The organism is Pseudomonas sp. MG-9 (genome assembly GCF_018729515.1).
GTDB lineage: Bacteria > Pseudomonadota > Gammaproteobacteria > Pseudomonadales > Pseudomonadaceae > Aquipseudomonas > Aquipseudomonas serboccidentalis.
Window position 1 is genome coordinate 140,113 of sequence record NZ_JAHHZH010000001.1, and the last position, 23,551, is coordinate 163,663.

General features: G+C 61.5%; 21 protein-coding genes. 6 read left to right on the plus strand and 15 right to left on the minus strand.

Going from position 1 to position 23,551, the window contains the following annotated elements; translation table 11 throughout:
- Together KKQ10_RS00755 and KKQ10_RS00760 are read right to left on the minus strand one after the other, a co-directional pair.
- Nucleotides 1-1,713, minus strand: coding sequence for an amidase (locus KKQ10_RS00755; protein ID WP_215500369.1), 1,713 nt, complete (start codon nt 1,711-1,713; stop codon nt 1-3).
- A 139-nt stretch (nt 1,714-1,852) separates the two neighbouring features.
- A complete protein-coding gene (locus tag KKQ10_RS00760; protein ID WP_215499718.1) occupies nt 1,853-2,641 on the minus strand; it encodes an AraC family transcriptional regulator in 789 nt (262 codons plus the stop codon).
- An 85-nt stretch (nt 2,642-2,726) separates the two neighbouring features.
- Here KKQ10_RS00760 and KKQ10_RS00765 point away from each other — a divergent pair, with 85 nt between their 5' ends.
- Nucleotides 2,727-3,725 (plus strand): bile acid:sodium symporter family protein, encoded by a 999-nt coding sequence (locus KKQ10_RS00765; RefSeq protein WP_215499720.1) that lies wholly within the window; start codon nt 2,727-2,729, stop codon nt 3,723-3,725.
- 22 nt (nt 3,726-3,747) lie between these two features.
- Here the strand turns inward: KKQ10_RS00765 and KKQ10_RS00770 are convergent, their stop codons facing one another.
- From KKQ10_RS00770 to KKQ10_RS00780, 3 genes are all read right to left on the minus strand, one after another.
- A complete protein-coding gene (locus KKQ10_RS00770) occupies nt 3,748-3,942 on the minus strand; it encodes a PLDc N-terminal domain-containing protein (RefSeq protein WP_127652462.1) in 195 nt (64 codons plus the stop codon).
- Between the two features lie 106 nt (nt 3,943-4,048).
- Nucleotides 4,049-6,292, minus strand: a complete 2,244-nt coding sequence (locus KKQ10_RS00775; protein ID WP_215499722.1) for a hypothetical protein — start codon at nt 6,290-6,292, stop codon at nt 4,049-4,051.
- Nucleotides 6,293-6,368: 76 nt separating this feature from the next.
- A complete protein-coding gene (locus tag KKQ10_RS00780; RefSeq protein WP_127652460.1) occupies nt 6,369-6,974 on the minus strand; it encodes a LuxR C-terminal-related transcriptional regulator in 606 nt (201 codons plus the stop codon).
- Nucleotides 6,975-7,088: 114 nt separating this feature from the next.
- On the opposite strand from KKQ10_RS00780, the gene KKQ10_RS00785 reads away from it, so the two are divergent.
- Nucleotides 7,089-8,714 carry an ATP-binding response regulator gene (locus tag KKQ10_RS00785; protein WP_215499724.1) on the plus strand — a complete coding sequence of 542 codons (1,626 nt, stop codon included), beginning with the start codon at nt 7,089-7,091 and terminating at the stop codon, nt 8,712-8,714.
- A 1-nt stretch (nt 8,715) separates the two neighbouring features.
- On the opposite strand, the gene yecR is transcribed toward KKQ10_RS00785, so the two are convergent.
- The 4 genes from yecR to KKQ10_RS00805 all read right to left on the minus strand — a co-directional run bounded on the left by yecR (nt 8,716) and on the right by KKQ10_RS00805 (nt 12,424).
- Nucleotides 8,716-9,024: a YecR family lipoprotein gene (gene yecR, locus KKQ10_RS00790; protein ID WP_127652458.1), complete on the minus strand. Its 309-nt coding sequence runs from the start codon at nt 9,022-9,024 to the stop codon at nt 8,716-8,718.
- A 33-nt stretch (nt 9,025-9,057) separates the two neighbouring features.
- Nucleotides 9,058-9,372 carry a hypothetical protein gene (locus KKQ10_RS00795; protein ID WP_215499726.1) on the minus strand — a complete coding sequence of 105 codons (315 nt, stop codon included), beginning with the start codon at nt 9,370-9,372 and terminating at the stop codon, nt 9,058-9,060.
- Between the two features lie 506 nt (nt 9,373-9,878).
- Nucleotides 9,879-11,051, minus strand: coding sequence for a cystathionine gamma-synthase (locus KKQ10_RS00800; protein WP_215499727.1), 1,173 nt, complete (start codon nt 11,049-11,051; stop codon nt 9,879-9,881).
- Nucleotides 11,048-12,424 (minus strand): pyridoxal-phosphate dependent enzyme, encoded by a 1,377-nt coding sequence (locus tag KKQ10_RS00805; RefSeq protein ID WP_127652455.1) that lies wholly within the window; start codon nt 12,422-12,424, stop codon nt 11,048-11,050. Before KKQ10_RS00805 ends, KKQ10_RS00800 begins: the two co-directional genes overlap by 4 nt.
- A 387-nt stretch (nt 12,425-12,811) precedes the next feature.
- On the opposite strand from KKQ10_RS00805, the gene metE reads away from it, so the two are divergent.
- The gene (gene metE, locus KKQ10_RS00810; RefSeq protein ID WP_215499729.1) at nt 12,812-15,100 is read left to right on the plus strand and encodes a 5-methyltetrahydropteroyltriglutamate--homocysteine S-methyltransferase; all 2,289 of its coding nucleotides are present in this window, start codon (nt 12,812-12,814) and stop codon (nt 15,098-15,100) included.
- Between the two features lie 118 nt (nt 15,101-15,218).
- Here the strand turns inward: metE and KKQ10_RS00815 are convergent, their stop codons facing one another.
- Complete coding sequence (locus KKQ10_RS00815; protein WP_127652454.1) at nt 15,219-16,154, minus strand: Ppx/GppA family phosphatase; 936 nt, start codon at nt 16,152-16,154, stop codon at nt 15,219-15,221.
- A 424-nt stretch (nt 16,155-16,578) separates the two neighbouring features.
- On the opposite strand from KKQ10_RS00815, the gene KKQ10_RS00820 reads away from it, so the two are divergent.
- Nucleotides 16,579-16,806 carry a ParD-like family protein gene (locus KKQ10_RS00820; protein WP_003225727.1) on the plus strand — a complete coding sequence of 76 codons (228 nt, stop codon included), beginning with the start codon at nt 16,579-16,581 and terminating at the stop codon, nt 16,804-16,806.
- On the plus strand, nt 16,803-17,594 hold the full coding sequence (gene map / locus KKQ10_RS00825) for a type I methionyl aminopeptidase (RefSeq protein WP_215499731.1): 792 nt from the start codon (nt 16,803-16,805) through the stop codon (nt 17,592-17,594). The genes KKQ10_RS00820 and map overlap by 4 nt, the downstream gene beginning before the upstream one ends.
- A gap of 170 nt (nt 17,595-17,764) precedes the next feature.
- Here the strand turns inward: map and KKQ10_RS00830 are convergent, their stop codons facing one another.
- The 5 genes from KKQ10_RS00830 to ribBA all read right to left on the minus strand — a co-directional run bounded on the left by KKQ10_RS00830 (nt 17,765) and on the right by ribBA (nt 23,149).
- A complete protein-coding gene (locus KKQ10_RS00830) occupies nt 17,765-18,919 on the minus strand; it encodes an ABC transporter ATP-binding protein (RefSeq protein WP_215499733.1) in 1,155 nt (384 codons plus the stop codon).
- Between the two features lie 17 nt (nt 18,920-18,936).
- Entirely contained in the window at nt 18,937-19,746 is an 810-nt protein-coding gene (locus KKQ10_RS00835) for an ABC transporter permease (protein ID WP_025111627.1), read from the minus strand.
- 6 nt (nt 19,747-19,752) lie between these two features.
- On the minus strand, nt 19,753-20,697 hold the full coding sequence (locus KKQ10_RS00840; RefSeq protein ID WP_215500370.1) for an ABC transporter permease: 945 nt from the start codon (nt 20,695-20,697) through the stop codon (nt 19,753-19,755).
- Nucleotides 20,694-21,719, minus strand: a complete 1,026-nt coding sequence (locus tag KKQ10_RS00845) for an ABC transporter substrate-binding protein (protein ID WP_127652449.1) — start codon at nt 21,717-21,719, stop codon at nt 20,694-20,696. Before KKQ10_RS00845 ends, KKQ10_RS00840 begins: the two co-directional genes overlap by 4 nt.
- Nucleotides 21,720-22,039: 320 nt before the next feature.
- The gene (gene ribBA, locus KKQ10_RS00850) at nt 22,040-23,149 is read right to left on the minus strand and encodes a bifunctional 3,4-dihydroxy-2-butanone-4-phosphate synthase/GTP cyclohydrolase II (RefSeq protein WP_215499735.1); all 1,110 of its coding nucleotides are present in this window, start codon (nt 23,147-23,149) and stop codon (nt 22,040-22,042) included.
- A 69-nt stretch (nt 23,150-23,218) separates the two neighbouring features.
- Between ribBA and KKQ10_RS00855 the strand changes: the two genes are divergently transcribed.
- Nucleotides 23,219-23,515, plus strand: coding sequence for a DUF1330 domain-containing protein (locus tag KKQ10_RS00855; protein WP_215499736.1), 297 nt, complete (start codon nt 23,219-23,221; stop codon nt 23,513-23,515).
- Nucleotides 23,516-23,551 lie beyond the last annotated feature (36 nt).

The window sequence follows — 23,551 nt, forward strand, 5'->3', positions numbered from 1 at the left end:
TTACTTGCCGGCAGTCAACGCCGGAGTACGCGGCGGCACCTGACGTTTCGATCCCGTAGCCTCAAACGCCGAGGCCAGGCGCAGCAGGTTCGAGTCATCGTAGGCGCGACCGGCGAAGGTCAGGCCGACCGGCATGCCGATGTCGGCCATGATCCCCATCGGTACGGTGACGGTCGGTACGCCGAGGTGACGGATCGCCAGGTTGCCGTTGGCGACCCAGATGCCGTTGCTCCAGGCGATGTCCGCCGATTCCGGATTGATATCGGCATCCGCCGGGCCAACGTCGGCGTTGGTCGGGAACAGCACCGCGTCGAGTTTGAGCGTGTCCATCCAGTCTTCCAGATCAAGCTTGCGGGTCTTTTCCAGGCCGCGCAGGCCGTCCGGCAGGGTCGGGATCTGGTCCCACGGGGTGATGCCGCGCTCGGCCATGCGCACGTATTCGTCCATGCCGGCGGCCAGGTCGCCTTCACGGTTGGGCAGGGTGCCCGGGTCGTGCGGGAAGATCTTCGGTCCGTCGACATCGGCCAGACGGTTGAGCTTCGGATCGCCGTTGGCGCGCAGGAAGTCGTCGAAGGCCCAGGCCGACAGGTCCCACAGTTCGTGGTGCAGGAACTCCTTGGAGACGATGCCGCGATTGAGCACGGTCGGCGCGCCAGGGCGGTCGCCTTCGCAGTTGGAGACCAACGGGAAATCCACTTCGATGACTTCGGCGCCGGCCGCTTCCAGAGCCGCGCGGGCCTGTTTCCACAGGTCAATCACCGATGGGCGGGTGTTGATGCGTTGCCCGGTCGGGCCACCGATGCCCGGCGCTTCGCTGGTGCCGGCTTTCGGGTCGGCGTTGATGTACATCTTCGGCACGCCGAGGCGCTTGCCGGCCAGTGCTGCGGGCTTTACCGCCAGTTCGGCGTAGGAGGCCGGGCGCACCGCGTCGACGCTCGGGATCGGCACCCACGGCTGCAGGCGCCACAGATCGCCACGGGTGTCGGGGTCTTCAGCGACCACCACGTCGAGCACTTCGAGCAGATCGGCCATGGTCCGTGCGTAGGGCACGACCACGTCCATGGTCGGTGTCAGCGGCCAGTTGCCGCGCACCGAAATCACTCCGCGCGACGGCGTGTAGGCGCACAAACCGTTGTTCGACGCCGGGCCGCGACCACTCGACCAGGTCTCTTCTGCCAGACCGAAGGCCGAGAAACTCGCGGCGGTGGCAGTGCCGGCGCCGTTGGACGAGCCGGAGGCGAACGGTGCGGTCAGGTAGGCGGCGTTGTACGGGCTCTCGGCCCGACCATAGACGCCACGCTGCATGCCGCCATTGGCCATCGGCGGCATGTTGGTCTTGCCCAGGCAGATCGCCCCGGCGGCGCGCAGGCGTTCGATGGTGAACGCATCGCGATGTGCCACCAGCTCGGCAAACGCCGGGCTGCCCGAGGCAGCGGTCAGCCCCTTGACCAGATAGCTGTCCTTGGCGGTGTAGGGGATGCCGTCGAGCGGGCCGAGGGTTTCGCCCTTGGCCCGGCGCGCATCGGAGGCCCGGGCCTCGGCCAGTGCTTCGGGGTTGCGCACCACCACGGCATTGAGCGCCGTCGCGGTGGTCGGGCCGTCGTAGGCGTCGATCCGGGCCAGATAGGCCTGCACCAGTTCAACCGCGGTGGTCTGGCCGGCTTCGAGCGCCGCGCGTAATTGAGCAATGGAGACTTCAGTGACTTCGATCATGCTGTTACCGCCGACAGGTTCGCTAAAGGGGTGGGTCATTATGGTTATCGTCGAAACGTGTAAAGAATTCCGTATGGGCGAAACTCTACCCTGAACTTTGCCGAATGGCATGTGCTAATTCGATAAATATCGACAAAAATCAGCGAAAGAATTCTCCCGGTGTCTCGCCAAACTGTTGCCGGAACGCGGCGATGAACGCCGAGGTCGAGTCATAACCGCAGGCCAGAGCCACGTCGGTGACGCGTTCGCCGCGTTCCAGCGGGGTCAGCGCGCCCAACAGACGCAAGCGCTGGCGCCAGGCGCGGAAGGTCAGGCCGGTGTCGCGTAAAAACAGCCGGCTGAGGGTTTTTTCGGTGACGTCGAATTTGTCGCTCCAGTGCTGCAGTGTGGTCTGCTGTTCCGGATGTTGCTCCAGGCTTTGATAGATCTGCCGCAGACGGCTGTCCTGGGGCAGCGGCAGCATCAGATCGATCTGCGGCGCCTCGGCCAGTTGATCGAGGATCACCTGAGCCAGTCGACCATGCGCGCCGGTCTCGTCGTACTCCACCGGCACCCGACTGAACGCGCGAATCAGCTCGCGCAACAGGTCGCTGACGCCGAGCACGTGGCAGCGTTCAAGTGCCCAACCGGCCACGCTGCAATCGATGTACAGGCTGCGCATTTCCGTGTGCGGCGAGCTGAACACACGATGCGGCACGCCTGCCGGAATCCACACCGCGCGCTCCGGTGGCGCGACGAAACGCCCGGCGCCGGTCTGCACTTCGAGCACGCCCTGAATCGCGTACGACAATTGCACCCACGGGTGACTGTGACGCCGGGTCAGTGCGCGATTGGGCAGCGATTCGGTGCGCCCGTACAGCGGACGCGGCAGGCTGGGCAGCCCGGGAATGCTGCGCCGAAAGCTTTTCTCGTGTCCTTTAGGCGGCATCTACTGGCTCTTCGGCGTTAGTCGGTAATTCACGGTCACGTTAGAGTCGCAATCACGTACTGGCAACCCCCGGATGAGCAAACCCATGACCCGCCCAAGATTCTTGCCCGACAACTTCACCCTGACCCTGATCGGCGTCGTGCTGCTGGCCAGTTTCCTGCCGGCCAGCGGTCAGGTCGCGGTGGGGTTTGGCTGGCTGACCAACATCGCCATCGCGCTGCTGTTCTTCCTCCACGGCGCGAAACTGTCGCGTGAATCGATCATTGCCGGTGCCGGCCATTGGCGCCTGCACCTGTTGGTGTTCGGCCTGACCTTTGTGTTGTTCCCGCTTCTCGGGCTGGCGCTGAAACCGCTGCTGTCACCGCTTGTCGGCGACAAGCTGTACATGGGCATGCTCTACCTCTGCGCGTTGCCCGCCACCGTGCAGTCGGCGATCGCCTTCACCTCGCTGGCCCGGGGCAATATCCCGGCGGCGATCTGCAGCGCGGCGGCGTCGAGCCTGTTCGGGATTTTCCTCACGCCGTTGCTGGTGACGCTGCTGCTGAACGTGCACGGTGACGGTGGCTCGACCCTGGATGCGATCCTGAAGATCAGCGTGCAATTGTTGCTGCCGTTCATTGCCGGGCAGATCGCCCGCCGCTGGATCGGCGCGTGGGTCGGGCGCAACAAGAACTGGCTGAAGTTCGTCGATCAGGGTTCGATTCTGTTGGTGGTCTACGGCGCGTTCAGCGAGGCGGTCAATGAAGGCATCTGGCATCAGATTCCGGTCGTCGATCTGCTGGGGCTGGTGGTGGTCTGCTGCATCCTGCTGGCGCTGGTGCTGTTGGCGTCGACCCTGCTGGGCAAGGTGTTCGGCTTCAGTCAGGAGGACCGGATCACGATTCTGTTCTGTGGTTCGAAGAAGAGCCTGGCCACCGGGGTGCCGATGGCGCAGGTGCTGTTTGCCGGCAGCACGATTGGTGTGCTGATTCTGCCGCTGATGCTGTTCCATCAGATTCAATTGATGGTCTGCGCGGTGTTGGCGCAGCGCTATGCCAAGCGGCCGGAATCGGTGCCGGAGTTGATGGCGCAAGTCGATCCATAAACATCGCATTCCCTGTAGGAGCTCAATCCTGCGTAACGTGTTTCGGGCCAGCCAGTGCCCAGGCAATCAGGCCAAACAACGGCAGGAACACGATGGCGATAATCCACACGCCTTTGTTGCTGCCTTTGCCTGCGCTTTTGCGCACCCGGTTGATCGCCCACAATTCAAGGATCACAAGAACGACCGCAAGCACGATCCACACTGATTCGATTTGCATAGGCTACCTCCTGATGGTCTTTCAGTTAGGTGAGCTCATGGGCACAGGGTTCATTTTCTTTCACGCCGCGCGCGTGCGCCCGGCACGACGAAAAACCGTTTGAGACCTACATGCCGATGGCGGGCGAGTCACTCTGGCCCTGAATCGATTGCCTGAGTTCGGCCAGCAGATCCGGGGTGAAAGTGATGGGAAACCCGTGCTGCGTCAGCCGCTGGCAGGCATGTCGGACGAAACTGCTCATTCCGCGTCGGTAATCGATACCGTCGAGGGTGTGAGGCCGGTAAAACAGGCCACCTTCCAAACTGCACAGCGGCATTGCGTGGGCCTGATAGCCCTGTTCCTTGTACTTGCGTTTTGCCGGGTAATCTTCGAATTTTACGTACGTCACCACATCTTCGGTGCGATAGGCCCAAACCTCGATCCAGAGCGGCGCCGCATCGATCAGGAAATCGGCCATCGCCCGACCTCCGCCATATCCGGGGAAACGGGTGATCGGCGGATGATCGACAAAGTCGTAGTCCGCCAGGTGCAGCATGTTGGCCACGATCGTTTCTGGCAGAGAGTCGTAGCGAAAACCGTTCAGCCCCTTGAATTGCCCCCAGTTGAACAGCTTCGAGATTTCCCTCACCCAGTTCTGGCTGGCAGCGTACTTGTAGGATCCGGATGAAGACGCGTGCCAGTCCGAAGACGATGTAAACCCTGAGTCACGAATGTGCTGTGCAATATCGTCGAGGCTCTTGCCCTGCCATACGGCGGGTTGCTGGAAGCCCATTTTGGCGCAGAGATCGCTCATCAAACCGCGCTCCCGAATATTAAGGATCAGGCCGCTGTAAGTGCGCTCCAGTTGACTCAGGCTGTCGAGCTTCTCGTCCTGGCAACGTTCGGCGGCCTTACCCAGAAGTTCCTGGTCTGTCAGGCGCGAATAGTTGACCAGCGGGATCCAGCCGTACGAGGCCATGACACCCTCTTTAAAGCCTTGCGCGATAATGTTTTCACTCGCGCCCGGATAGCGCGAAACGAACTCTCCCCAACTCATACACTTGGTATCGCGTACGCAATCAAGCGCGTCTTGCAGCGTGGCAATTTCGTAGCTGCGCTTGAAGCGAATGTCCATGTCGGCGAGGACGCGATGGTGGATAAAGTCACCGGCATTTCTACGGCGGGTGATGAAGTTGTTGACGCTGTTGGGCAAATTCGCCCGGATATGGCCGATGGTCGTCGCGCCGTTATCAATTTCGGTCTGAAAAAAAACGCGCAGCGCTTGCTCTGTGTACTCGGTGGGGCGAGCATTCGAGGGCAGGTCCAGCGCTTGCTGCACGATCTCGTACTTGCGCGTCAGCTTGTCTGCGCCATCGCGGGAGGTGTCCGAGGGGTAGCGCAAATAGCGCATCGCCCGAGGAAACAGTTTCTGTCCATCGGCAAAGTTCCTGATGCCCCTGTCGCGCAACAGATCAATGTAGTACTGGTCGCTTTCGCTGATCCGGTCTTCGGGGAGATACGTGTTGCGACATTGCGGGTTGTCGCAATAGGTGAAACCGCGGTATCGGATCAGGTCGTAACTTTTGCGTGTATTGCGATGATGGCAAACGGTGCAGGTAATCGACAGGGTCTGGCTGCGATTGACCTGGGATTTCCCTTCGAGCAGTCGCAGAGTGCCGTCGAAGGTCATTTCCACATCCGCAAGGAATGTGTTGAAGGCCGCAAGCGCGGCGCTTTCAAGCGGATTGCAGTGTGGGCAGCGGGTGGCATCCCAACTGTTGAGTTCGCTGAACCTGAGCGCAACGTTTGCGCCGCAGGCGGTATGCAGGTAATCGGCCTTTTCCATTCGCCGTGCCGGAATCCGGAGCGGAGGGACAAGGCCCTTGGGCGCGCAAATTTCTTCAAGCGTTGAGCGCGTGAGCACCGGGGACGGCATTTTCCTTCGGGTCTCGTCCGGTTGGAAAAACGTCCCTTTCTTTGAAGACAATGCACGCGAGCGAACGACGCTCCAGCTCTGGGTCATCGTCAAGTCTCCCTTGCGCCAATGCAATGTGTCACCGGCAGAGATTTTCAAATGACTCAGTGGCACGGTCCCTTCAAGGGCGTGAGTCACGTCATCGAGTCCCTGTTCCCGGGCGACGGTCTTCAGGTACAAGAGGCTCAACTTGCCGCGCTCATGACAGGGAATGAAAACGCAGCCGCGTTTATCGCTGACTAACGATTTGGAGTTCTTCCGGTTCACCATCCCGCACGAGTGAAGGACCTCATGAACGGATTGGCCATTTTTGTGTGTGCCGCTGAGCCGTTGATAGCCTTCCGCGTGGATGATCTCGAGGATTGCTTCGTCGGTGTAATCGGATAGGCGAGACATGTTCGAATGATGGACTCGGCGTGAGAGGTTCGATATACGGCATGGCCGCGTTGCAGGGGGTACCTATACCAGAGGGCTAGCCGCCCCCTGAATACTTCACCGCGGCAGCGGCCCGTGACGGCACGTTGAGCGTGCGCAACAACGAAGACACATGGATGCGCACGGTGAACGGCGAGATATCCAGCGCCCTGGCGATTTCCTTGTTGGTCTTGCCTTGGGCGATCAGCCGCAGCACGTCTTGTTGACGCGGGGTGAGGGCGGTGCCGGTCTCCAGCGGCAACAGCCCTGAAGGGGCGAACCTGACCAGCACTTCGCCTTGACGGATCGCCAGAATCGCTTCGCCGATTTCGTCCGGGGCGATGTTTTTGCCGATGAAGCCGTCGATGCCGGCCGCCATCACTTCCCCGATCAGCGCTTCGTCGTCGACCATCGACACCACAATCAGCGTGGTGCGCGGCAGTTTTCGGCGCAGGTCGGCGAGTTGGCTGATGCAGGTCAGACCGGGGAAGCGCAGGTCGAGAATCAGCGTGTCCGGCTCGCTACCGCCGGGCAGCAAGGCCTGTACGGCGTCCAGATCTCCGGCTTCCTCGAGCGTTGCCTCGGGCAGCAAGCGTTGCACGGTGCGCCGCATGGCCTCGCGAAACAGCGGGTGATCGTCGGCTATGATGATTCGGCATGGCATGGCATGACCCTCCCTGGATCAGGCGTTGTTCACGGCATGCACCTTAGCACCACCGACGCCGTTTGCCTGTCGCCGGTTGCTGAATCTGATGACTGTTACACAAGGACGTTGCCCATGAAGTTCGAGAAAAACACCGAGCTGGATCAGGCCAATCTGCGGATTATCATCGCCAGCATCGCGATAGTTTATATCGGCGTGCTCGGTGCTTTACCGGGCCAGCGCTTCGATACCTATCTGCCGGTGGTGGTCTACATCGCGCTGTTTCTGCTGGCGTCGATCGGCTTGCGCCAGGCCATTGTGCGCTGGCCCGGGCATTACCCGGCGCGGCGGATTTTCGGCATGGTTCACGATTACACCGGCACCTGTTTCGGTCTGGTGGTCGGCGGCGAAGCGGCGCTGCCGCTATACGCGGTGATCATCTGGGTCAACCTGGGCAACGGCATGCGCTACGGTTCGCGCTATCTGGCGATTGCCACGGGGCTGGCGTTGCTCGCGCTGATGGCGGTTTATCGGCTGACGCCAGTGTGGCAGGCGCAACCGTACATGGTGTTGATGCTGATGCTCACCAGCACGGTGATCCCGTTCTACGCGCACTTGCTGCTGGAGCGCACGCGCAAGGCCTCCGAAGAAGCCGTCGCGGCCAATCTGGAAAAGTCGCGGTTTCTGGCTCAGGCCAGTCATGACCTGCGTCAGCCGATTCACTCCATCGGTCTGTTTACCGCGTGCCTGCGTGAGTCGCGGCTGGGCGAGGACGAGCGGCGCCTGGTGGACAACATTGACCGTTCGCTGCTCAACGTTTCGCAGTTGTTCCGTTCGATTCTCGACCTGTACACCCTCGACAACGGGCGCGTCCTGCCCAAGTTGCAGGTGTTCAATCTGGGTGAATGGCTCGCCGATCTGCTCCGGCAGAATGCCGAAGCCGCGCGTTGGGCGGGGGTGGAACTGCGGCTGCGACCTTGTCCTTACTGGGTGCGAACCGATCCGGCGCTGCTCGCGACCATGGTGCAGAACGTGCTGTCCAATTGCTTCAAGTACGGCGCGCATCGGCCAGTGCTGATTGGTGTTCGCCGGCGTGGGGCGGGGCTGGCGATCGTGATCTATGACCAGGGCAGCGGGATCGCCGAAGAGCACCTGCCCAAGGTCTTTGAAGAGTTTTACCGGGTGCGCCAGGTGCGCGACAAAGACGTCGAAGGCGTGGGACTCGGGCTGTCGATCGTCAAGCGTCTGGGGCAGATGATGGGCGTCGATGTGGCGCTGCGCTCGCAGCTTGGGCGAGGAACGGCGGTGACCCTGTTCGGGTTGCCCGTCGCCGCGCAGCCGTCGCAGTCGGCCAGTCGTGATGATGCGCGGCAGGTGGGGCTGTTGACCGGTTTGAAGGTGTGTCTGGTGGAAGACGACCGCAACGTGCTGCTGGCAACCTCGGCGTTGCTCGAGCGTTGGGGCTGTGTGGTGCAGGCGGAACTGACGGGGCAGGATCTGCTGACCGACTGCGACATCATCGTCGCCGACTATGACCTCGGCTCGCACAGCAACGGTATCGAATGCATCGACGCCGTGCGCCGTCAGCGCGGTTTCGCGGTGCCGGCCATGATCATCACCGGCCATGACAGCGAAAAAATACAGGCGGCCTTGCACGACCGCCAAATTGCCATCCTGTCCAAACCGGTTCGCCCGGCCGAGCTGCGCGCGACCTTGCGGGCCCTGCGCGACCGGCAAAGCGAGCCGGTCGAGGAGGTTTGAATCAACGCTTGCAGAGGTAGTCCTGAGTGATGGTGGTTTGCAGGCAGTTGTACTGGCCCATGGTGCGGCAGATGTTTTTCTCCGAGCCGGTCACCTCGGCATGCTTGTAGCCCCAGGTCTTGCAGCGTTCCGACGCGACGGTCAGGCCTTGTGCGGCGCTGGTCTGGCCGCTTTCAAACTGGCCCAGTTCATAGGAGACCTGAACGACGCCGTCGTTCTTGCTGCCACCGGTGGCTTCCCACTGTTTGGGCGTGGCGCAGCCCGTCAGGGCGAGGGCGGTGAGGGTGAGAGTTGCGATCAGGGTTTTCATGATGAAACGTAGTCCTTTACCGGGGGAAATGAATTACTGAAATGGAATCGGTGAGGCGCCTTTGGGCAGGCAGGACAGCGGTGGGGTCATGATGCCCATGCTCGCTACCGCGACAATGGCGCCGCTGGGCAACTCGCAGTTGTATTCGCCGGCCGGGGTGTACGCGGTGTAGTAGGTGAGGGTGCTGTCGCTGCGGATGTTGTCGATTTTCGACACCGGTTTGCCGATGACGGTCTGGGCGCGCTCTTTCATGCTGGCTTCGGTGGGTTTGGCGGTCTGGCAACCGCTGGTGCCGATCAGCAGGGCGCCGACGAGCGTGACTTTGCAGAGGTTTGCAGGCAGTTTCATGGTGCTTCTTCCTTGGTGTTGTTCTGATTTCCAGGCACAACGATCCCGCGCACTGCACAGCGGCAATGTTGGGGAGCATTGAGGGTTGCGAGGGAATATAACGCCGGGGGGCGGGGTGGTCGATTAGCACAAATGTGCTAGTGAGCTGTGGAGGCGATAGTCTTTTCGCTTCCTTGCGGGCGGGCGCAGAAAGGAAATCAGTCTAAAAACACTCATCCATCATTCGATGGTTTTTGCTAGCCTCAAAGGTGTAGGCGAAGACGCAGACTGATGCGCAAGCGGATAGCAAGGGGACGTGGGGCGCGTTCCGAAGGGTACACGGTTAGAAAGATCTCCGCGCTGAGATCCAGCCCTTATGCCGTGTGAGGCAGCAAAGCACCGCTCTTTTTCCATGGTTGCTTTTGTACTGTGAGAGGCCCGATAAACCTTGTAAGCCAGAGACCAGCACTGGCCGCCTACTCGAACTCCAAAGCCCGCCTTGTGCGGGCTTTGTCGTTCCTGTGGCGTCAGATCGACTTCAGTGCCTGGGCCAGATCGGCGCGCAGGTCTTCGAGGTCCTCAACGCCCACCGACAGACGCACCAGACCATCGCCGATGCCGAGTTTGGCGCGGGTCTCGGGCGGGATGGTCGCGTGGGTCATGATCGCCGGGTGCTCGATCAGGCTTTCGACACCGCCCAGGCTTTCGGCCAGGGCGAAGGTCTTCACGTTCTCGAGGAAGCGCCGGGCACCGGCCAGATCGCTGTTCAAGTCCACGGAAATCATCCCGCCGAAGCCGTGCATCTGCCGTTTGGCCAACTCATGCTGCGGGTGCGACGGCAGGCCCGGGTAGTGGACGCGTTTGACCTGCGGCTGTTGCTCCAGCCATTGCGCCAGCGCCAAGGCATTGCTGCAATGACGTTCCATGCGCAGCGCCAGGGTCTTCACCCCGCGCAGGGTCAGGAACGCGTCGAACGGCCCGGAAATCGCGCCGACGGCGTTCTGCAGGAAGCCGAGTTTGTCCGCCAGTTCGGCATTCTGCCCAACCACCGCAATGCCGCCGATCACGTCCGAGTGGCCGTTCAGGTACTTGGTGGTCGAGTGCAGCACGATGTCGAAACCCAGCTCCAGCGGTCGCTGGATATACGGGCTGGCGAAGGTGTTGTCGGCCACGCTGATGATCCCGCGTGCGCGGCAGATACGGGCGATGGCGGCGAGGTCCGAGAGGCTCAGCAGCGGGTTGGTCGGTGACTCGACAATGACCAGGCGTGTGTCGTCCTGCAGCGCCGCTTCGAACGCCGCCAGGTCAGTCAGATCGACGTAGCTGAAACGATGCCCGGCACTGCGCTGGCGCACCTTGTCGAACAGGCGGAACGTGCCGCCGTACAGGTCATTGCCGGAGATGACGTGCGAACCGGCATCGATCAGTTCGAGCACGGTGGAAATCGTCGCCAGCCCGGACGCGAAAGCAAACGCGCGGGTGCCGCCCTCCAGATCCGCCACGCAACGCTCCAGGGCAAAACGCGTCGGGTTGTGCGAGCGCCCGTAGTCGAAGCCCTTGTGCACGCCGGGGCTGTCCTGCAGGTAAGTCGAGTTGGCATAGATCGGCGGCATCAGCGCGCCGGTGGTCGGATCCGGCGTCTGGCCGGCGTGGATCACCCGGGTCGCGAAGCCTTGGGATTTATCGTCGTGCTGACTCATGCGAGGGATCTCCGTAATTGGTTGAGCATGTCGGTGCGGGTGATCAGGCCATGGAAGCCCGAGGCGTCGGCGATGATCGCCACGAGGCCGCGACTGAGCACCGATTCCAGTTCGGCGAGGTCGGCGCCGGGCGCGAGGGTTTGCAGTTTGTCGGTCATGACGCTGGAGACCGATTGACTGAAGCGTGCGGCGTCTTCGTGTACTGCCAGCAGGATGTCCGATTCGTCGATCACGCCGACCAGTTGCTTGCCTTCAACCAGCACCGGCAGCTGCGAGACATCTGCCAGACGCATGCGCTGGAACGCGGTCAGCAGGGTGTCGCCGGGGCCGACGCTGATCACCCGGCCGTCCTCGAAACGGCGGGCGATGAGGTCGCGCAGGTCGCCATAACCCTTGCGTTGCAACAGGCCCTGATCGGTCATCCACTGGTCGTTATAAACCTTCGACAGGTAGCGCGTGCCGGTGTCGCAGACGAAGCTGACCACGCGTTTCGGCTCGGTCTGTTCGCGGCAATAACGCAGCGCGGCAGCCAGCAGGGTGCCGGTGGACGAGCCACCGAGAATGCCTTCGGCCTTGAGCAACTGACGGGCGTGATCGAAGCTTTCTTCATCGCTGATCGAATAGGCGTGACGCACGCTGGACAGGTCGGTGATCGACGGAATGAAATCTTCACCGATGCCTTCCACCGCCCATGAACCGGGCTTGGGCAGGCTGCCGTCACGGCTGTATTGCGCCATCACCGAACCGACCGGATCGGCCAGGACCATTTCCAGATCCGGCTGTACGCGTTTGAAGAAGCGGCTCAGCCCGGTCAGGGTGCCGGCGGACCCAACGCCGACCACGATCGCATCCAGGTCATGCTCGGTCTGCGCCCAGATTTCCGGCGCGGTGCTGCATTCGTGGGCGAGCGGGTTGGCGGGGTTGTTGAACTGGTCGGCGAAGAAGGCGCCGGGGATGTCTTTCGCCAAACGTGCGGCGACGTCCTGGTAATACTCGGGGTGGCCCTTGCCGACATCCGAGCGGGTGATGTGCACTTCGGCGCCCATGGCTTTCAAGTGCAGGACTTTCTCGGTGGACATTTTGTCCGGCACCACCAGCACCACGCGGTAGCCCTTGGCGCGGCCGACCAGCGCCAGACCCAGGCCGGTGTTGCCGGCGGTGGCTTCGACGATGGTGCCGCCCGGTTGCAGGCGCCCATCGCGTTCAGCCGCGTCGATCATGGCCAGACCGATGCGGTCTTTGATCGAGCCTCCGGGGTTTTGCGACTCCAGTTTGAGAAACAGTGTGCACGGGCCAGTATCGAAACGAGTGACTTGAACCAGCGGAGTATTGCCGATCAGCCCAAGTACGGCAGGGCGTGATTCCTTTGACATTTCTTCACCTCTTCGTGGTGTTGATCGCGTTCCATTCGCGGGGAAAAGCTCGCGAGCAACATAGGCTCACACAGGGTCTGTCGCAACCTTTAGTCGGCCGTCAATTCAGCCAGTTCGATCTAACCATAGAACAAAATCGCCGCCCGCAAGGGGCGGATCGGGCGTGTTTATATCGAGGCGCCATTGAGTATTCAAAGGGCGTCGTAGACGTCACCAACGGCTTGATCCGGGAATGAATATCCTGCTGGGAAAACAGGCCGGCGGGATCATCTTCAGCTCATCCGATCATGAGGGAAACTTGTGGTCATCAAGATTAAAATGAGTTTGTCTCACTAGCGCTTGATCTCGACAATGGTCGCCATCAACAAGACATTGGAGTTGTTTGTCATGGCACTGGCCCATTCCCTCGGATTTCCGCGTATCGGTCGCGACCGCGAACTGAAAAAAGCGCAAGAGGCGTTCTGGAAAGGAGAACTGAACGAGGCCGGCCTGCGTGAGGTCGGTCGTGAATTGCGCAAGGCCCATTGGGACTTGCAGAAGAATGCCGGTATCGAGCTGCTGGCGGTGGGCGACTTTGCCTGGTACGACCAGGTGCTGACCCACTCGCTGATGTTCGGGGTGATCCCCGAGCGCTTCCGTCCGCACGACGGCAAAGCCACCCTGCAGACCCTGTTCGGCATGGCCCGGGGCGTCAGCGACAGCTGCTGCGGCGGTGCCCACGCCCAAGAGATGACCAAGTGGTTCGACACCAATTACCACTACCTGGTCCCGGAATTCAGTGCCGATCAACAGTTCCAGCTCGGCTGGGAGCAGTTGTTCGAAGAAGTCGAAGAGGCCCGTGCCCTGGGCCACACCGTCAAACCGGTGGTGCTCGGCCCGCTGACGTACCTGTGGCTGGGCAAGGCCAAGGGCGGCGAGTTCGACAAGCTTGAGCTGCTCGATCGCCTGCTGCCGCTGTATGGCCAGATCTTCGCGCGCCTTGCTGCGCTCGGCGTGGAGTGGGTGCAGATCGACGAGCCGATTCTGGTGCTCGATCTGCCGCAGGACTGGAAGAACGCATTCGAGCGTGCCTACAACCAGATCCAGCGTGACCCGCTGAAAAAACTCCTCGCCACCTACTTCGGTGGCCTGGAAGAAAACCTCGGCCTGGCCGCCAATCTGCCGGTCGACGGTTTGCACATCGACCTGGTGCGCGCCCCGGAACAGTACCCGACCATCCTTGATCGTTTGCCGGCGTACAAGGTGTTGTCACTGGGCCTGGTCAATGGCCGTAACGTCTGGCGCTGCGATCTGGAGAACGCGCTCGCGACGTTGCAGCATGCGCATGAGCGCCTGGGTGATCGCCTGTGGGTCGCGCCATCGTGCTCGCTGTTGCACAGCCCGGTGGACCTGAGCCGCGAAGACCAACTCGATGCCGAGCTGAAAAGCTGGCTGGCGTTTGCCGTGCAGAAGTGCGAGGAAGTCGCGCTGCTGGCCCAGGCCGTTAACGAGCCGGAAGCGCCGAAAGTGCTGCGGGCCTTGACCCAAAGCCGCTCGGTACAGACCAGTCGCGCCGCCTCGCCACGTATTCACAAACCCGCCGTGCAGGCCCGTGTTGCGGCCATTACGGCGCAGGACAGCCAGCGCCAATCGCCGTTTAGCCAGCGCATTGGCAAACAACGCGCCGGCCTCGACCTGCCGCTGTTCCCGACCACTACCATCGGTTCGTTTCCGCAGACCGCGTCGATTCGTCTGGCGCGCCAGTCATTCAAGCAAGGCAAGCTCAGCGAAGCCGAATACACCGAAGCCATGTACAGCGAGATCCGCCACGCGGTGGAGATCCAGGAGCAACTGGGCCTCGATGTGCTGGTGCACGGGGAAGCCGAGCGCAACGACATGGTCGAGTACTTTGCCGAGCAACTGGACGGCTACGTGTTCACCCGTTTTGGCTGGGTGCAGAGCTACGGTTCACGCTGCGTGAAACCGGCGGTGATCTTCGGTGACCTGAGCCGTCCGAAGGCCATGACCGTGCAGTGGATCCGCTACGCCCAGGGCCTGACCGACAAAGTCATGAAAGGCATGTTGACGGGACCTGTGACCATGCTGATGTGGTCGTTCCCCCGCGAAGACGTGTCCCGCGAGGTGCAGGCGCGGCAACTGGCGCTGGCGATCCGTGATGAAGTGGTGGATCTGGAAGCCGTCGGGATCAAGATCGTGCAGATCGACGAAGCCGCGTTCCGCGAAGGCCTGCCGTTGCGCCGGGCGCAGTGGCAGCATTATCTGGACTGGGCCACCGAAGTGTTCCGTTTGTGCGCGTCGGGTGTGCGTGACGAAACCCAGATCCACACCCACATGTGCTACAGCGAGTTCAACGATGTGATCGAGTCCATCGCGGCGATGGACGCCGACGTGATCACCATCGAAACCTCGCGCTCGGACATGGAACTGCTCGACGCTTTCGAAGCTTTCGCCTATCCGAACGAGATCGGCCCGGGCGTCTACGACATTCACTCGCCGCGAGTGCCGGATGCATCGGAAATGGCCAACTTGCTGCGCAAGGCTGCCCAGCGTATTCCGCCAGAGCGGTTGTGGGTCAACCCGGACTGCGGCTTGAAAACCCGTGGCTGGCCGGAGACTGAAGCGGCGCTGGTGCACATGGTCACGGCGGCTCGCCAGTTGCGCAAAGAACTGGCCTGAGGAGACAACCAAAACCCTGTGGGAGCGAGCTTGCTCGCGAAGGCGGTGCATCAGCCAAATATTGACTGACGCTCCGCTTTCGCGAGCAAGCTCGCTCCCACAATGGGTTTTGTTAGTGTCAGTGACGACTCATCAAACCGTGCAGCACACCGAGGCGCAAACCCGGTTCCGACGGGGCCATCTGTGAAATGCCGAACACCTTGAACGCCGCCAGCATCAGCACCAGCCCACCCGGGAGGATGCTCTGGCGATGCGGCTGCAAGCCGGCCAGTTTCAATTGCTGAACGTTCTTCACTTTCAGCAGCAGGAGCGACAGGCGCAACAGTCCGCCATAGGTAATGCCGTCCTGGCCCAAGTCATTCAAGCGATTGGCCTTGAGCACTTTCGCCAGCATGCGCGCAGTGCCCGATGAACCAATGGTCTGTTGCCAGCCCTGCGCGCGGTAGCGGCGGGCGACTTTTTCGAATTGCAGGATGGCGACGCGCTCGGCTTCTTGCAGCGCACCGGGAGCGATACGCCCGTCGGGGAAATAGCGTGCGCCAAGGGTGCCGCTGCCGATGGCGATGCTTTCGGTGAGCAGCGGTTGCGCGCCCTGGCCGAGAATCAGTTCGGTGGAGCCGCCGCCGATGTCGACCACCAGTCGCAGGTCTTGCGCGCTTGGCAGCGAATGGGCGACGCCGGCGTACACCAGGCGCGCCTCTTCATGGCCGGAGATGACGTCGATGCGAAAGCCCAGATGGCGTTCGGCGCTGTCCAGAAACAACTGCGCATTGTCGGCCTCGCGCACGGCGCTGGTCGCCACCGCGCGAACCTTGCCGGCCTCGAACCCGCGCAGTTTCTTGCCGAAGCGCGCCAGCGCCTGCCAGCCACGATCCAGAGCCATTGCATCCAGCGCGCCGCCGTCGAATCCCTCGGCCAGCCGCACCGGCTCACGCAAGGTTTTGACCTCCTGAATCATGAAGCCTTTTCGGCTGCGTACCGACTGGCCGATCATCATGCGAAACGCATTCGAACCCAGGTCGATGGCGGCAAACAGCGAGGCGTCTTCTTTCATGGGAATCCTTGCAAAACGTCCGTCGAAGGCTCAAGACGGTTTGCGAGGATTCTGCCGCTGACTTGATGACAGCCTGATGACGGGGCAGGGGCGGTTCAATGAATGTGCGGCTGTCATGACGCTGTCATGTTCCGGCGTCTATGCTCAACCCAATACATCGCGTGTTCTTAAAGTTTTTGCTGCCTCTTTTGGCAGCTTTTTTTTGCCTGAAATTCTGCACGTGCCCCCTCAAAACCAACACAAAACCCTGTAGGAGCTGCCGCAGGCTGCGATCTTTTGACTTTGGTTTTTATAAACAAAAGCAAGATCAAAAGATCGTCCGATCGCGCCCCGAGCCTGCGGCAGCTCCTACAGGGTTGGTTTGCAATTTTCCATGAGAGTTGGCTAATATACGATCCATATACACTTCGTATCGGATTCGGATATGGGCATCGTAAAGATTTCAGAAGACATGCACGAAAACCTGCGCATCTCCAGCAACGCGCTCAGCCGCTCGATCAACGCGCAGGCCGAGCACTGGATGCGCATCGGCATGCTCGCCGAACTGCACCCCAACCTCGACCACAGCGCCATTTGCCGCTTGCTGATCCGCGCCGAACAGAACGGCGGGCTGGATCTGCATCAACTGACTCAGGAAGCCGTCAGCGCATGAGAAACCAGATCAAGATCAACACCCCCGCCGAAATCGCTCAGTCGCGTGCTGCCGGCAAACTCGCCGCTGAAGTCCTGGCGATGCTGGTGCCGCATGTGAAGGCCGGCGTGACCACCGATGAGTTGGATCGCCTGTGCAACGACTACATCGTCAACGTGCAGAAGGCGATTCCAGCCAACGTCGGTTATCACGGCTTCCCGAAAACCGTCTGCGCCTCGGTCAACGACGTGGTGTGCCACGGCATTCCTTCGGGCACACCGTTGAAGGACGGCGATATCGTCAACCTCGACATCGCGGTGATCAAGGACGGCTGGTTCGGCGACACCAGTCGCATGTACGTGGTCGGCGAGGCGACCCCTGAGGCGCAGCACCTGATCAAGACCACCTACGACGCCATGTGCGCCGGCATCCGTCTGGTGCGCCCGGGCGCGACGCTGGGCGATATCGGCCATGCGATCCAGAGCCTGGCGGAGAAGGAAGGTTTCAGCGTGGTGCGCGAGTATTGCGGCCACGGCATTGGCAAGGTCTATCACGATGAACCGCAGATCCTGCATTACGGTTTTCCGAATCAGGGCATGAAGCTCAAGGCGGGGATGATCTTCACCGTCGAACCGATGCTCAATGCCGGCAAGCGCCATGTGAAGAATATGCCGGACGGCTGGACCGTGCTGACCAAGGATGGCTCGTTGTCGGCGCAGTGGGAGCACATGGTGGCGGTGACCGAGACGGGTTTCGAAATCCTCACGGCGTGGCCGGACGAAGTTGAAGGTTTCGCGCCCATCGTCTGAAAAAAGGGCCACCGCAGCCCGACGCTGTGTGACCCGAGGGTGATAGACAGTTTCCTTGTAGGAGTGAGCCTGCTCGCGATAACGGTGTGCCAGACAACAACTATGTTGAATGTCAGTCCGCTATCGCGAGCAGGCTCACTCCTACAGGGGGATCTGGTGTCAGGGAAATATCAGTGGGCGCCGGCCGCTTTGTTGAGGTCGCTTTCGGTCCACTCGGTGTACACGCAGGCATCCGCCGTGGCCCAGCGCACCCGCACCGAATCCCCAGCCTTGAGCGGCATGCCCGCCGCCGACAACGCCTTCACCGTCATCGAAGTCCCGCCCGACGTGACCACGCTGCAGGTCTGGCTCTCGCCCAGAAACAACACCTCGACGACCTTCGCCGACACCTCATTCCAACCCGCTGCCAACGGCTCATCGCTGGCCTGCTGCACGCTCAGCGCCAGGGCTTTCTCCGGGCGCACCATCAGCAGCACATCCTGATCGGTGTGCAATCCGGCGGTCAGGCGTATCGACAGCGACTGCCCCTCGAAACTCGCCGCCGCATTCCCCTGCGCCTTGAGCTTGAGGAAGTTCGAGTTGCCGAGGAACGAGGCGACAAACGCATTCGGCGGGTTTTGGTACAGGTCATACCCGCTGCCCAGGCCGACAATCTTGCCGTGACTGAAAATCGCGATGCGCTGTGACAGGCGCATGGCTTCTTCCTGATCGTGGGTCACGTAGACGATGGTGATGCCCAGACGCCGATGCAGCTGGCGCAGTTCATCCTGCAGATCCTCACGCAGTTTCTTGTCCAGTGCACCGAGCGGTTCGTCCATCAACAGAATGCGCGGTTCATAGACCAGCGCCCGGGCGATGGCGACCCGTTGCTGCTGACCGCCGGACAGTTGCGAAGGGCGGCGATGAGCGAATTGCTCAAGCTGCACCAGTTTCAACATCGCATCGACACGCTTGTCACGTTCGGCGGCAGCGAGTTTGCGGATCGCCAGCGGGAAGGCGATGTTGTCGCGCACCGACAGGTGCGGGAACAGCGAGTAACGCTGGAACACCATGCCGATGTCGCGCTTGTGCGGTGGCACGTTGACCAGCGACTGGCCGTTGACGAGGATCTCGCCGCTGCTCGGCGTTTCGAACCCGGCAAGCATCGACAGCGTGGTGCTTTTGCCCGAACCGCTGGAGCCGAGAAAGGTCAGGAACTCGCCGTCCTTGATATCCAGCGAGATGTTGTCGACGGCGGCAAAGTCGCCGTAGTGCTTGTTCAGGTTGCGCAGGCTGACCAGGGGTTTGTCGGTCTGCTGGGAGGCGTCTTTGATCACGGCACTCATGTCGTACTCCTGGGCGCTCAGGCGCTGATTTCGTTGCGCCGGCGCAGCGCGGCGGCGATCACCATGACCAATACCGACAGGCCGATCAGCAGCGTCGAAGCGACGGCGATCACCGGTGTCAGGTCCTGGCGCAGGGTGGTCCACATTTTCACGGGAAGGGTTTGCAGGGTGGGACTTGCCATCATCACGCTGAGCACCACTTCGTCCCATGAAACGAGGAAGGCGAAGAGGGCGCCGGCGACCATGCCCGGACGGATCGCCGGGAAGGTCACCTTGAACACCGCTTGCAGGCGTGAGGCGCCGCAGATCACCGCCGCGTCTTCAATCGACTGATCGAACAGCTTCAGCGAGTTGATGATCGAGATGATGGTGAACGGCAGCGCGACGATCACATGGCTGACCACGAAGGCGAACATGGTCCCGGTGTAACCGAGCTTGAGAAACAGCGCGTACACCGCCACGGCGATGATCACCAGCGGCACGATCATCGGCAGGGTGAACAGGCCGTAGAGCATTTCCCGACCAGGGAAACGCCCACGTACCAGCGCAAACGCGGTCGGCAAACCGAGGGCCACGGCGCAGATAGTGGTCAGCACGGCGACCTTGAGGCTGGCCGCGGCGGCGTTCATCCAGTCGGCGTTGGAGAAGAACTGACCGTACCATTTCAACGTCCAGCCCGGCGGCGGGAATACCAGCCATTGCGACGAACCGAACGACAGCAGAACGATGAACACGATCGGCAACAGCAGGAACAGACCGATCAGCCCGGTGGTGGCATAGAGGCCGAAACGCATCCGGCGGCTCATGGCATTGGGAGTCAGGAGCATCTCGGCTTACCTCGCGTTGCTGGCGCCAACCGGGGATTCCGGCTGAAGCTTCAGGTAGAAGTAGAACAGCACCAGGGTGATCGCGATCAGCAATGCGGCGCCGGCACTGGCCAGGCCCCAGTTGAGGAACGATTGCACCTGCTGAATGATGAACTCCGGCAGCATCATGTTCTGCGCCCCGCCGAGCAGCGCCGGGGTGACGTAGTAACCGAGCGACATCACGAACACCATCAACCCGCCGGACGCCAGACCCGGCCGGCACAGCGGCAGGAACACCCGGAAGAAGTTGGTCCACGGGCTGGCACCGCAGATCGAGCCGGCCTGCAGGATCATCGGGTCGATGGCCTGCATGGTCGCCTGCAACGGCAGGACGATGAACGGGATCATGATGTAGCTCATGCCGATCACCACGCCGGTCAGGTTGTGCACCATTTCCAGCGGCTGATCGATGATGCCCATGGCCATGAGCGCCTTGTTGATCACCCCCGAGGCTTGCAGCAGCACCAGCCACGAATAGGTGCGGGCGAGCAGGCTGGTCCACATCGACAACAGCACGATGTTGAGGATCCAGCGCCCCCAGCCGCGTGGCACCAACGTGATCGCCCAGGCCAAAGGAAAGCCCAGCAGCAGGCTGAACAGCGTCACCAGCCCGGCCACCGAGAAGGTGTTGAGCAGCACCCGCGCGTAGGCCGAGTTGGCGAACAGTTGTTCATAGTTGCCAAGGCCCGGGGTTGGTTCCAGCACACCGCGCAACAGCAGGCCAATCAACGGCGCGAGAAAGAACAGGCCGAGGAACAGCAGCGCCGGCAGGAGGTTGCCGGCGCCACGCCAGCGTTGCTTGAAGGACGGGGCTTGCGCCATTGCACTGGCCTTGCCGAGGGCCGGACCGGCAGCGCTCGCGGCGCTCCCGGTGGCAGTGGAGGGACGGGACGCAGTGGCCGCCATTTTCATTTGACCAGCCATTCGTTCCACCGTGTCGCGATGGCTTGACCGTTCTTGGCCCAGTACGCGAAATCAAGAGTGATCTGATCCTTAGCGTAGGCAGTCGGCAGGTTCGGGGCCAGCACCGAGTCCAGGCGCGCCACGCTGTCGACGTTGACCGGGGCGTAGGCGGTCAGGTTGGAGAAGTCGGCCTGGCCTTTGGCACTGCTGGCGTTGGCCAGGAACTTCATCGCCGCGTCCTTGTTTTTCGAGCCTTTTGGAATCACCAGAATGTCGGCCATGACCAGGTTCTGCTTCCAGCTCACACCCACCGGTGCGCCGTCTTCCTGCAGGGCGTGAATGCGACCGTTCCAGAACTGACCCATGCTCGCTTCACCGGACGCCAGCAGTTGCTGCGACTGCGCGCCGCCGCCCCACCAGACGATGTCTTTCTTGATGGTGTCGAGTTTTTTGAAGGCGCGATCCAGGTCCAGCGGGTAGAGCTTGTCGGCAGGTACGCCATCGGCCAGCAGCGCCAGTTCGAGCACGCCGGGGCTAGGCCATTTGTACAGGGCGCGTTTGCCGGGGTAGGTCTTGGTGTCGAACAGGGCGCTCCAGTCCTGCGGCTTGTTGGCGCCGAGTTTGCCCTCGTTGTAGCCGAGAACGAAGGAGAAGAAGAACGAGCCAACGCCGTAATCGCTGACGAAACGCGGGTCGATCTTGTCGCGCTGGATGACTTTGAAATCGAGGGGTTCGAGCAGACCTTCAGCAGCGGCACGCAAGGCGAAATCGGCTTCGACATCGACCACGTCCCACTGCACGTTGCCGCTCTCGACCATGGCCTTGAGTTTGCCGTAGTCGGTCGGACCGTCCTGCACCACGGTGATGCCGCTGGCCTTGCTGAACGGATCGGCCCAGGCCTGTTTCTGCGCATCCTGGGTGCTACCGCCCCAGCTGACGAAGTTCACGCTTTCGGCGGCCATTGCAGCCTGGCCGGTCACGCTCAGCAGTCCCGCAAAAAGGATTGCGGTTGCAGCTTTGTTCAACACCATTTTTACGCCCTCATTGTTGTGTTTTTGAGCGGGCTTGCGTTGTTGCCCGCCTGTCGGGAGCAGTAGCTGGACGGTTTTTCAGGTCGCCCGGTCTATGGAATATCATATTATGGTATTCCAAACTTTGTGCAAGCACTTTGCCTTACCGGTTATCTGGCGAAGCTGGTTTTTGTGAGCTCAGAGGAATCTATTTGAAATGCAAAAACCTGTAGGAGTGAGCCTGCTCGCGATAGCGGTGTATCAGTCAACATCATTGCTGAATGTCACACCGCTATCGCGAGCAGGCTCACTCCTACATTTGGATTTGTGTTTGGTGTGGGTTATTCGCTGAACGGAATGCTCTCAACCACTTCCAGGTCATACCCGGTCAACCCCGCATACTTCAGCGGCGGCCCCAGGTGGCGCAGCTTGCCCACCCCCAGGTTCTGCAGAATCTGCGCCCCGGTGCCCACCTCCGAATAAATCCGCGATTGCGAGCGGCTGAACTGCCGTGGCGGCTGGGTCAATTGCGGCACACGCTCCAGCAACGCTTGCGACGACTCGTGATTGGCCAACACCACCACAACCCCATGGCCTTCAGCCGCGACCCGTTGCAGCGCCGCCCACAGCGTCCAGTTGCTCGGGCCGCTGTACTCGGCACCGACCAGATCACGCAGCGGGTCAATCACATGCACGCGCACCAGCGTCGGCTCTTCGCGGCGCAGATCGCCCATGACCATCGCCATGTGCACGCCGCCCTCGATGCGGTCTTCAAAGGTGATCAAGCGGAACGTGCCGTGCACCGTCGGCAGCTCACGTTCGCCGATGCGTTCGATGGTGTGCTCGGTGCTCAGGCGATAGTGGATCAGGTCGGCGATGGTGCCGATCTTGATCCCGTGCTTGCGCGCGAACACTTCCAGGTCCGGGCGGCGAGCCATGGTGCCGTCGTCGTTCATCACCTCGACGATCACCGAGGCGGGGGTGAAGCCGGCGAGGCGCGCCAGATCGCAACCGGCTTCGGTGTGGCCGGCGCGGGTCAGCACGCCGCCTTCCTTGGCGCGCAGCGGGAAGATGTGCCCGGGTTGCACGAGGTCTTCGGCGCGGGCGTCCTTGGCCACCGCGGCAGCGACCGTACGCGCGCGGTCAGCTGCCGAAATGCCGGTGGTCACGCCGACCGCCGCTTCAATCGACACGGTGAACGCGGTGCTGAACACGCTGCCATTGCTCGGCACCATTTGCTCCAGGCCCAGACGCTGGCAGTGTTCGTCGGTCAGCGTCAGGCAGATCAACCCGCGTGCTTCGCGGGCCATGAAGCTGATCGCCTCGGGTGTGCAGCTGTCGGCGGCCAGCAGCAGGTCGCCTTCGTTTTCCCGATCTTCGTCATCGACCAGCAGGACCATTTTGCCGAGGCGATAATCTTCGATGATTTCTTCGATGCTGTTGAAGGCCATGCTGGACTCTCAGGGTTTGTTGGAAATAATATTGGTATACCATAATACAAAATTAACAAAGAGGTCACTATGAAGGCGTACTGGATTGCCCATGTGAATGTGGCGGATGCCGAGCACTACAGCCAATACACCCAGCGCGCGCCGAAGGCGTTCACCGAGTACGGCGCGAAGTTTCTGGCCAGAGGCGGGCGCAGCGAAGCGCTGGAAGGCAGGGCTACCCCTCAGCGTAGTGTGGTGATCGAATTCGAAAGCTACGAGCAGGCACTGGCGTGCTACCACTCGGCGGCGTATCAGGAAGCGAAACGTTATCGCGAGGAATGGGCGAGGGCGGAGATCATCATCGTCGAAGGCATTGCTCCGCTCTGACATGCAGAACCCCTGTAGGAGCTGCCGAAGGCTGCG

What these genes read in the sequence shown, in the direction of transcription:
- KKQ10_RS00755 (WP_215500369.1), bottom strand. Translation starts at nt 1,713, where the DNA reads ATGATCGAAGTCACTGAAGTCTCCATTGCTCAATTACGCGCGGCGCTC.
- KKQ10_RS00760 (WP_215499718.1), bottom strand. Translation starts at nt 2,641, where the DNA reads ATGCCGCCTAAAGGACACGAGAAAAGCTTTCGGCGCAGCATTCCCGGG.
- KKQ10_RS00765 (WP_215499720.1), top strand. Translation starts at nt 2,727, where the DNA reads ATGACCCGCCCAAGATTCTTGCCCGACAACTTCACCCTGACCCTGATC.
- KKQ10_RS00770 (WP_127652462.1), bottom strand. Translation starts at nt 3,942, where the DNA reads ATGCAAATCGAATCAGTGTGGATCGTGCTTGCGGTCGTTCTTGTGATC.
- KKQ10_RS00775 (WP_215499722.1), bottom strand. Translation starts at nt 6,292, where the DNA reads ATGTCTCGCCTATCCGATTACACCGACGAAGCAATCCTCGAGATCATC.
- KKQ10_RS00780 (WP_127652460.1), bottom strand. Translation starts at nt 6,974, where the DNA reads ATGCCATGCCGAATCATCATAGCCGACGATCACCCGCTGTTTCGCGAG.
- KKQ10_RS00785 (WP_215499724.1), top strand. Translation starts at nt 7,089, where the DNA reads ATGAAGTTCGAGAAAAACACCGAGCTGGATCAGGCCAATCTGCGGATT.
- yecR (WP_127652458.1), bottom strand. Translation starts at nt 9,024, where the DNA reads ATGAAAACCCTGATCGCAACTCTCACCCTCACCGCCCTCGCCCTGACG.
- KKQ10_RS00795 (WP_215499726.1), bottom strand. Translation starts at nt 9,372, where the DNA reads ATGAAACTGCCTGCAAACCTCTGCAAAGTCACGCTCGTCGGCGCCCTG.
- KKQ10_RS00800 (WP_215499727.1), bottom strand. Translation starts at nt 11,051, where the DNA reads ATGAGTCAGCACGACGATAAATCCCAAGGCTTCGCGACCCGGGTGATC.
- KKQ10_RS00805 (WP_127652455.1), bottom strand. Translation starts at nt 12,424, where the DNA reads ATGTCAAAGGAATCACGCCCTGCCGTACTTGGGCTGATCGGCAATACT.
- metE (WP_215499729.1), top strand. Translation starts at nt 12,812, where the DNA reads ATGGCACTGGCCCATTCCCTCGGATTTCCGCGTATCGGTCGCGACCGC.
- KKQ10_RS00815 (WP_127652454.1), bottom strand. Translation starts at nt 16,154, where the DNA reads ATGAAAGAAGACGCCTCGCTGTTTGCCGCCATCGACCTGGGTTCGAAT.
- KKQ10_RS00820 (WP_003225727.1), top strand. Translation starts at nt 16,579, where the DNA reads ATGGGCATCGTAAAGATTTCAGAAGACATGCACGAAAACCTGCGCATC.
- map (WP_215499731.1), top strand. Translation starts at nt 16,803, where the DNA reads ATGAGAAACCAGATCAAGATCAACACCCCCGCCGAAATCGCTCAGTCG.
- KKQ10_RS00830 (WP_215499733.1), bottom strand. Translation starts at nt 18,919, where the DNA reads ATGAGTGCCGTGATCAAAGACGCCTCCCAGCAGACCGACAAACCCCTG.
- KKQ10_RS00835 (WP_025111627.1), bottom strand. Translation starts at nt 19,746, where the DNA reads ATGCTCCTGACTCCCAATGCCATGAGCCGCCGGATGCGTTTCGGCCTC.
- KKQ10_RS00840 (WP_215500370.1), bottom strand. Translation starts at nt 20,697, where the DNA reads ATGAAAATGGCGGCCACTGCGTCCCGTCCCTCCACTGCCACCGGGAGC.
- KKQ10_RS00845 (WP_127652449.1), bottom strand. Translation starts at nt 21,719, where the DNA reads ATGGTGTTGAACAAAGCTGCAACCGCAATCCTTTTTGCGGGACTGCTG.
- ribBA (WP_215499735.1), bottom strand. Translation starts at nt 23,149, where the DNA reads ATGGCCTTCAACAGCATCGAAGAAATCATCGAAGATTATCGCCTCGGC.
- KKQ10_RS00855 (WP_215499736.1), top strand. Translation starts at nt 23,219, where the DNA reads ATGAAGGCGTACTGGATTGCCCATGTGAATGTGGCGGATGCCGAGCAC.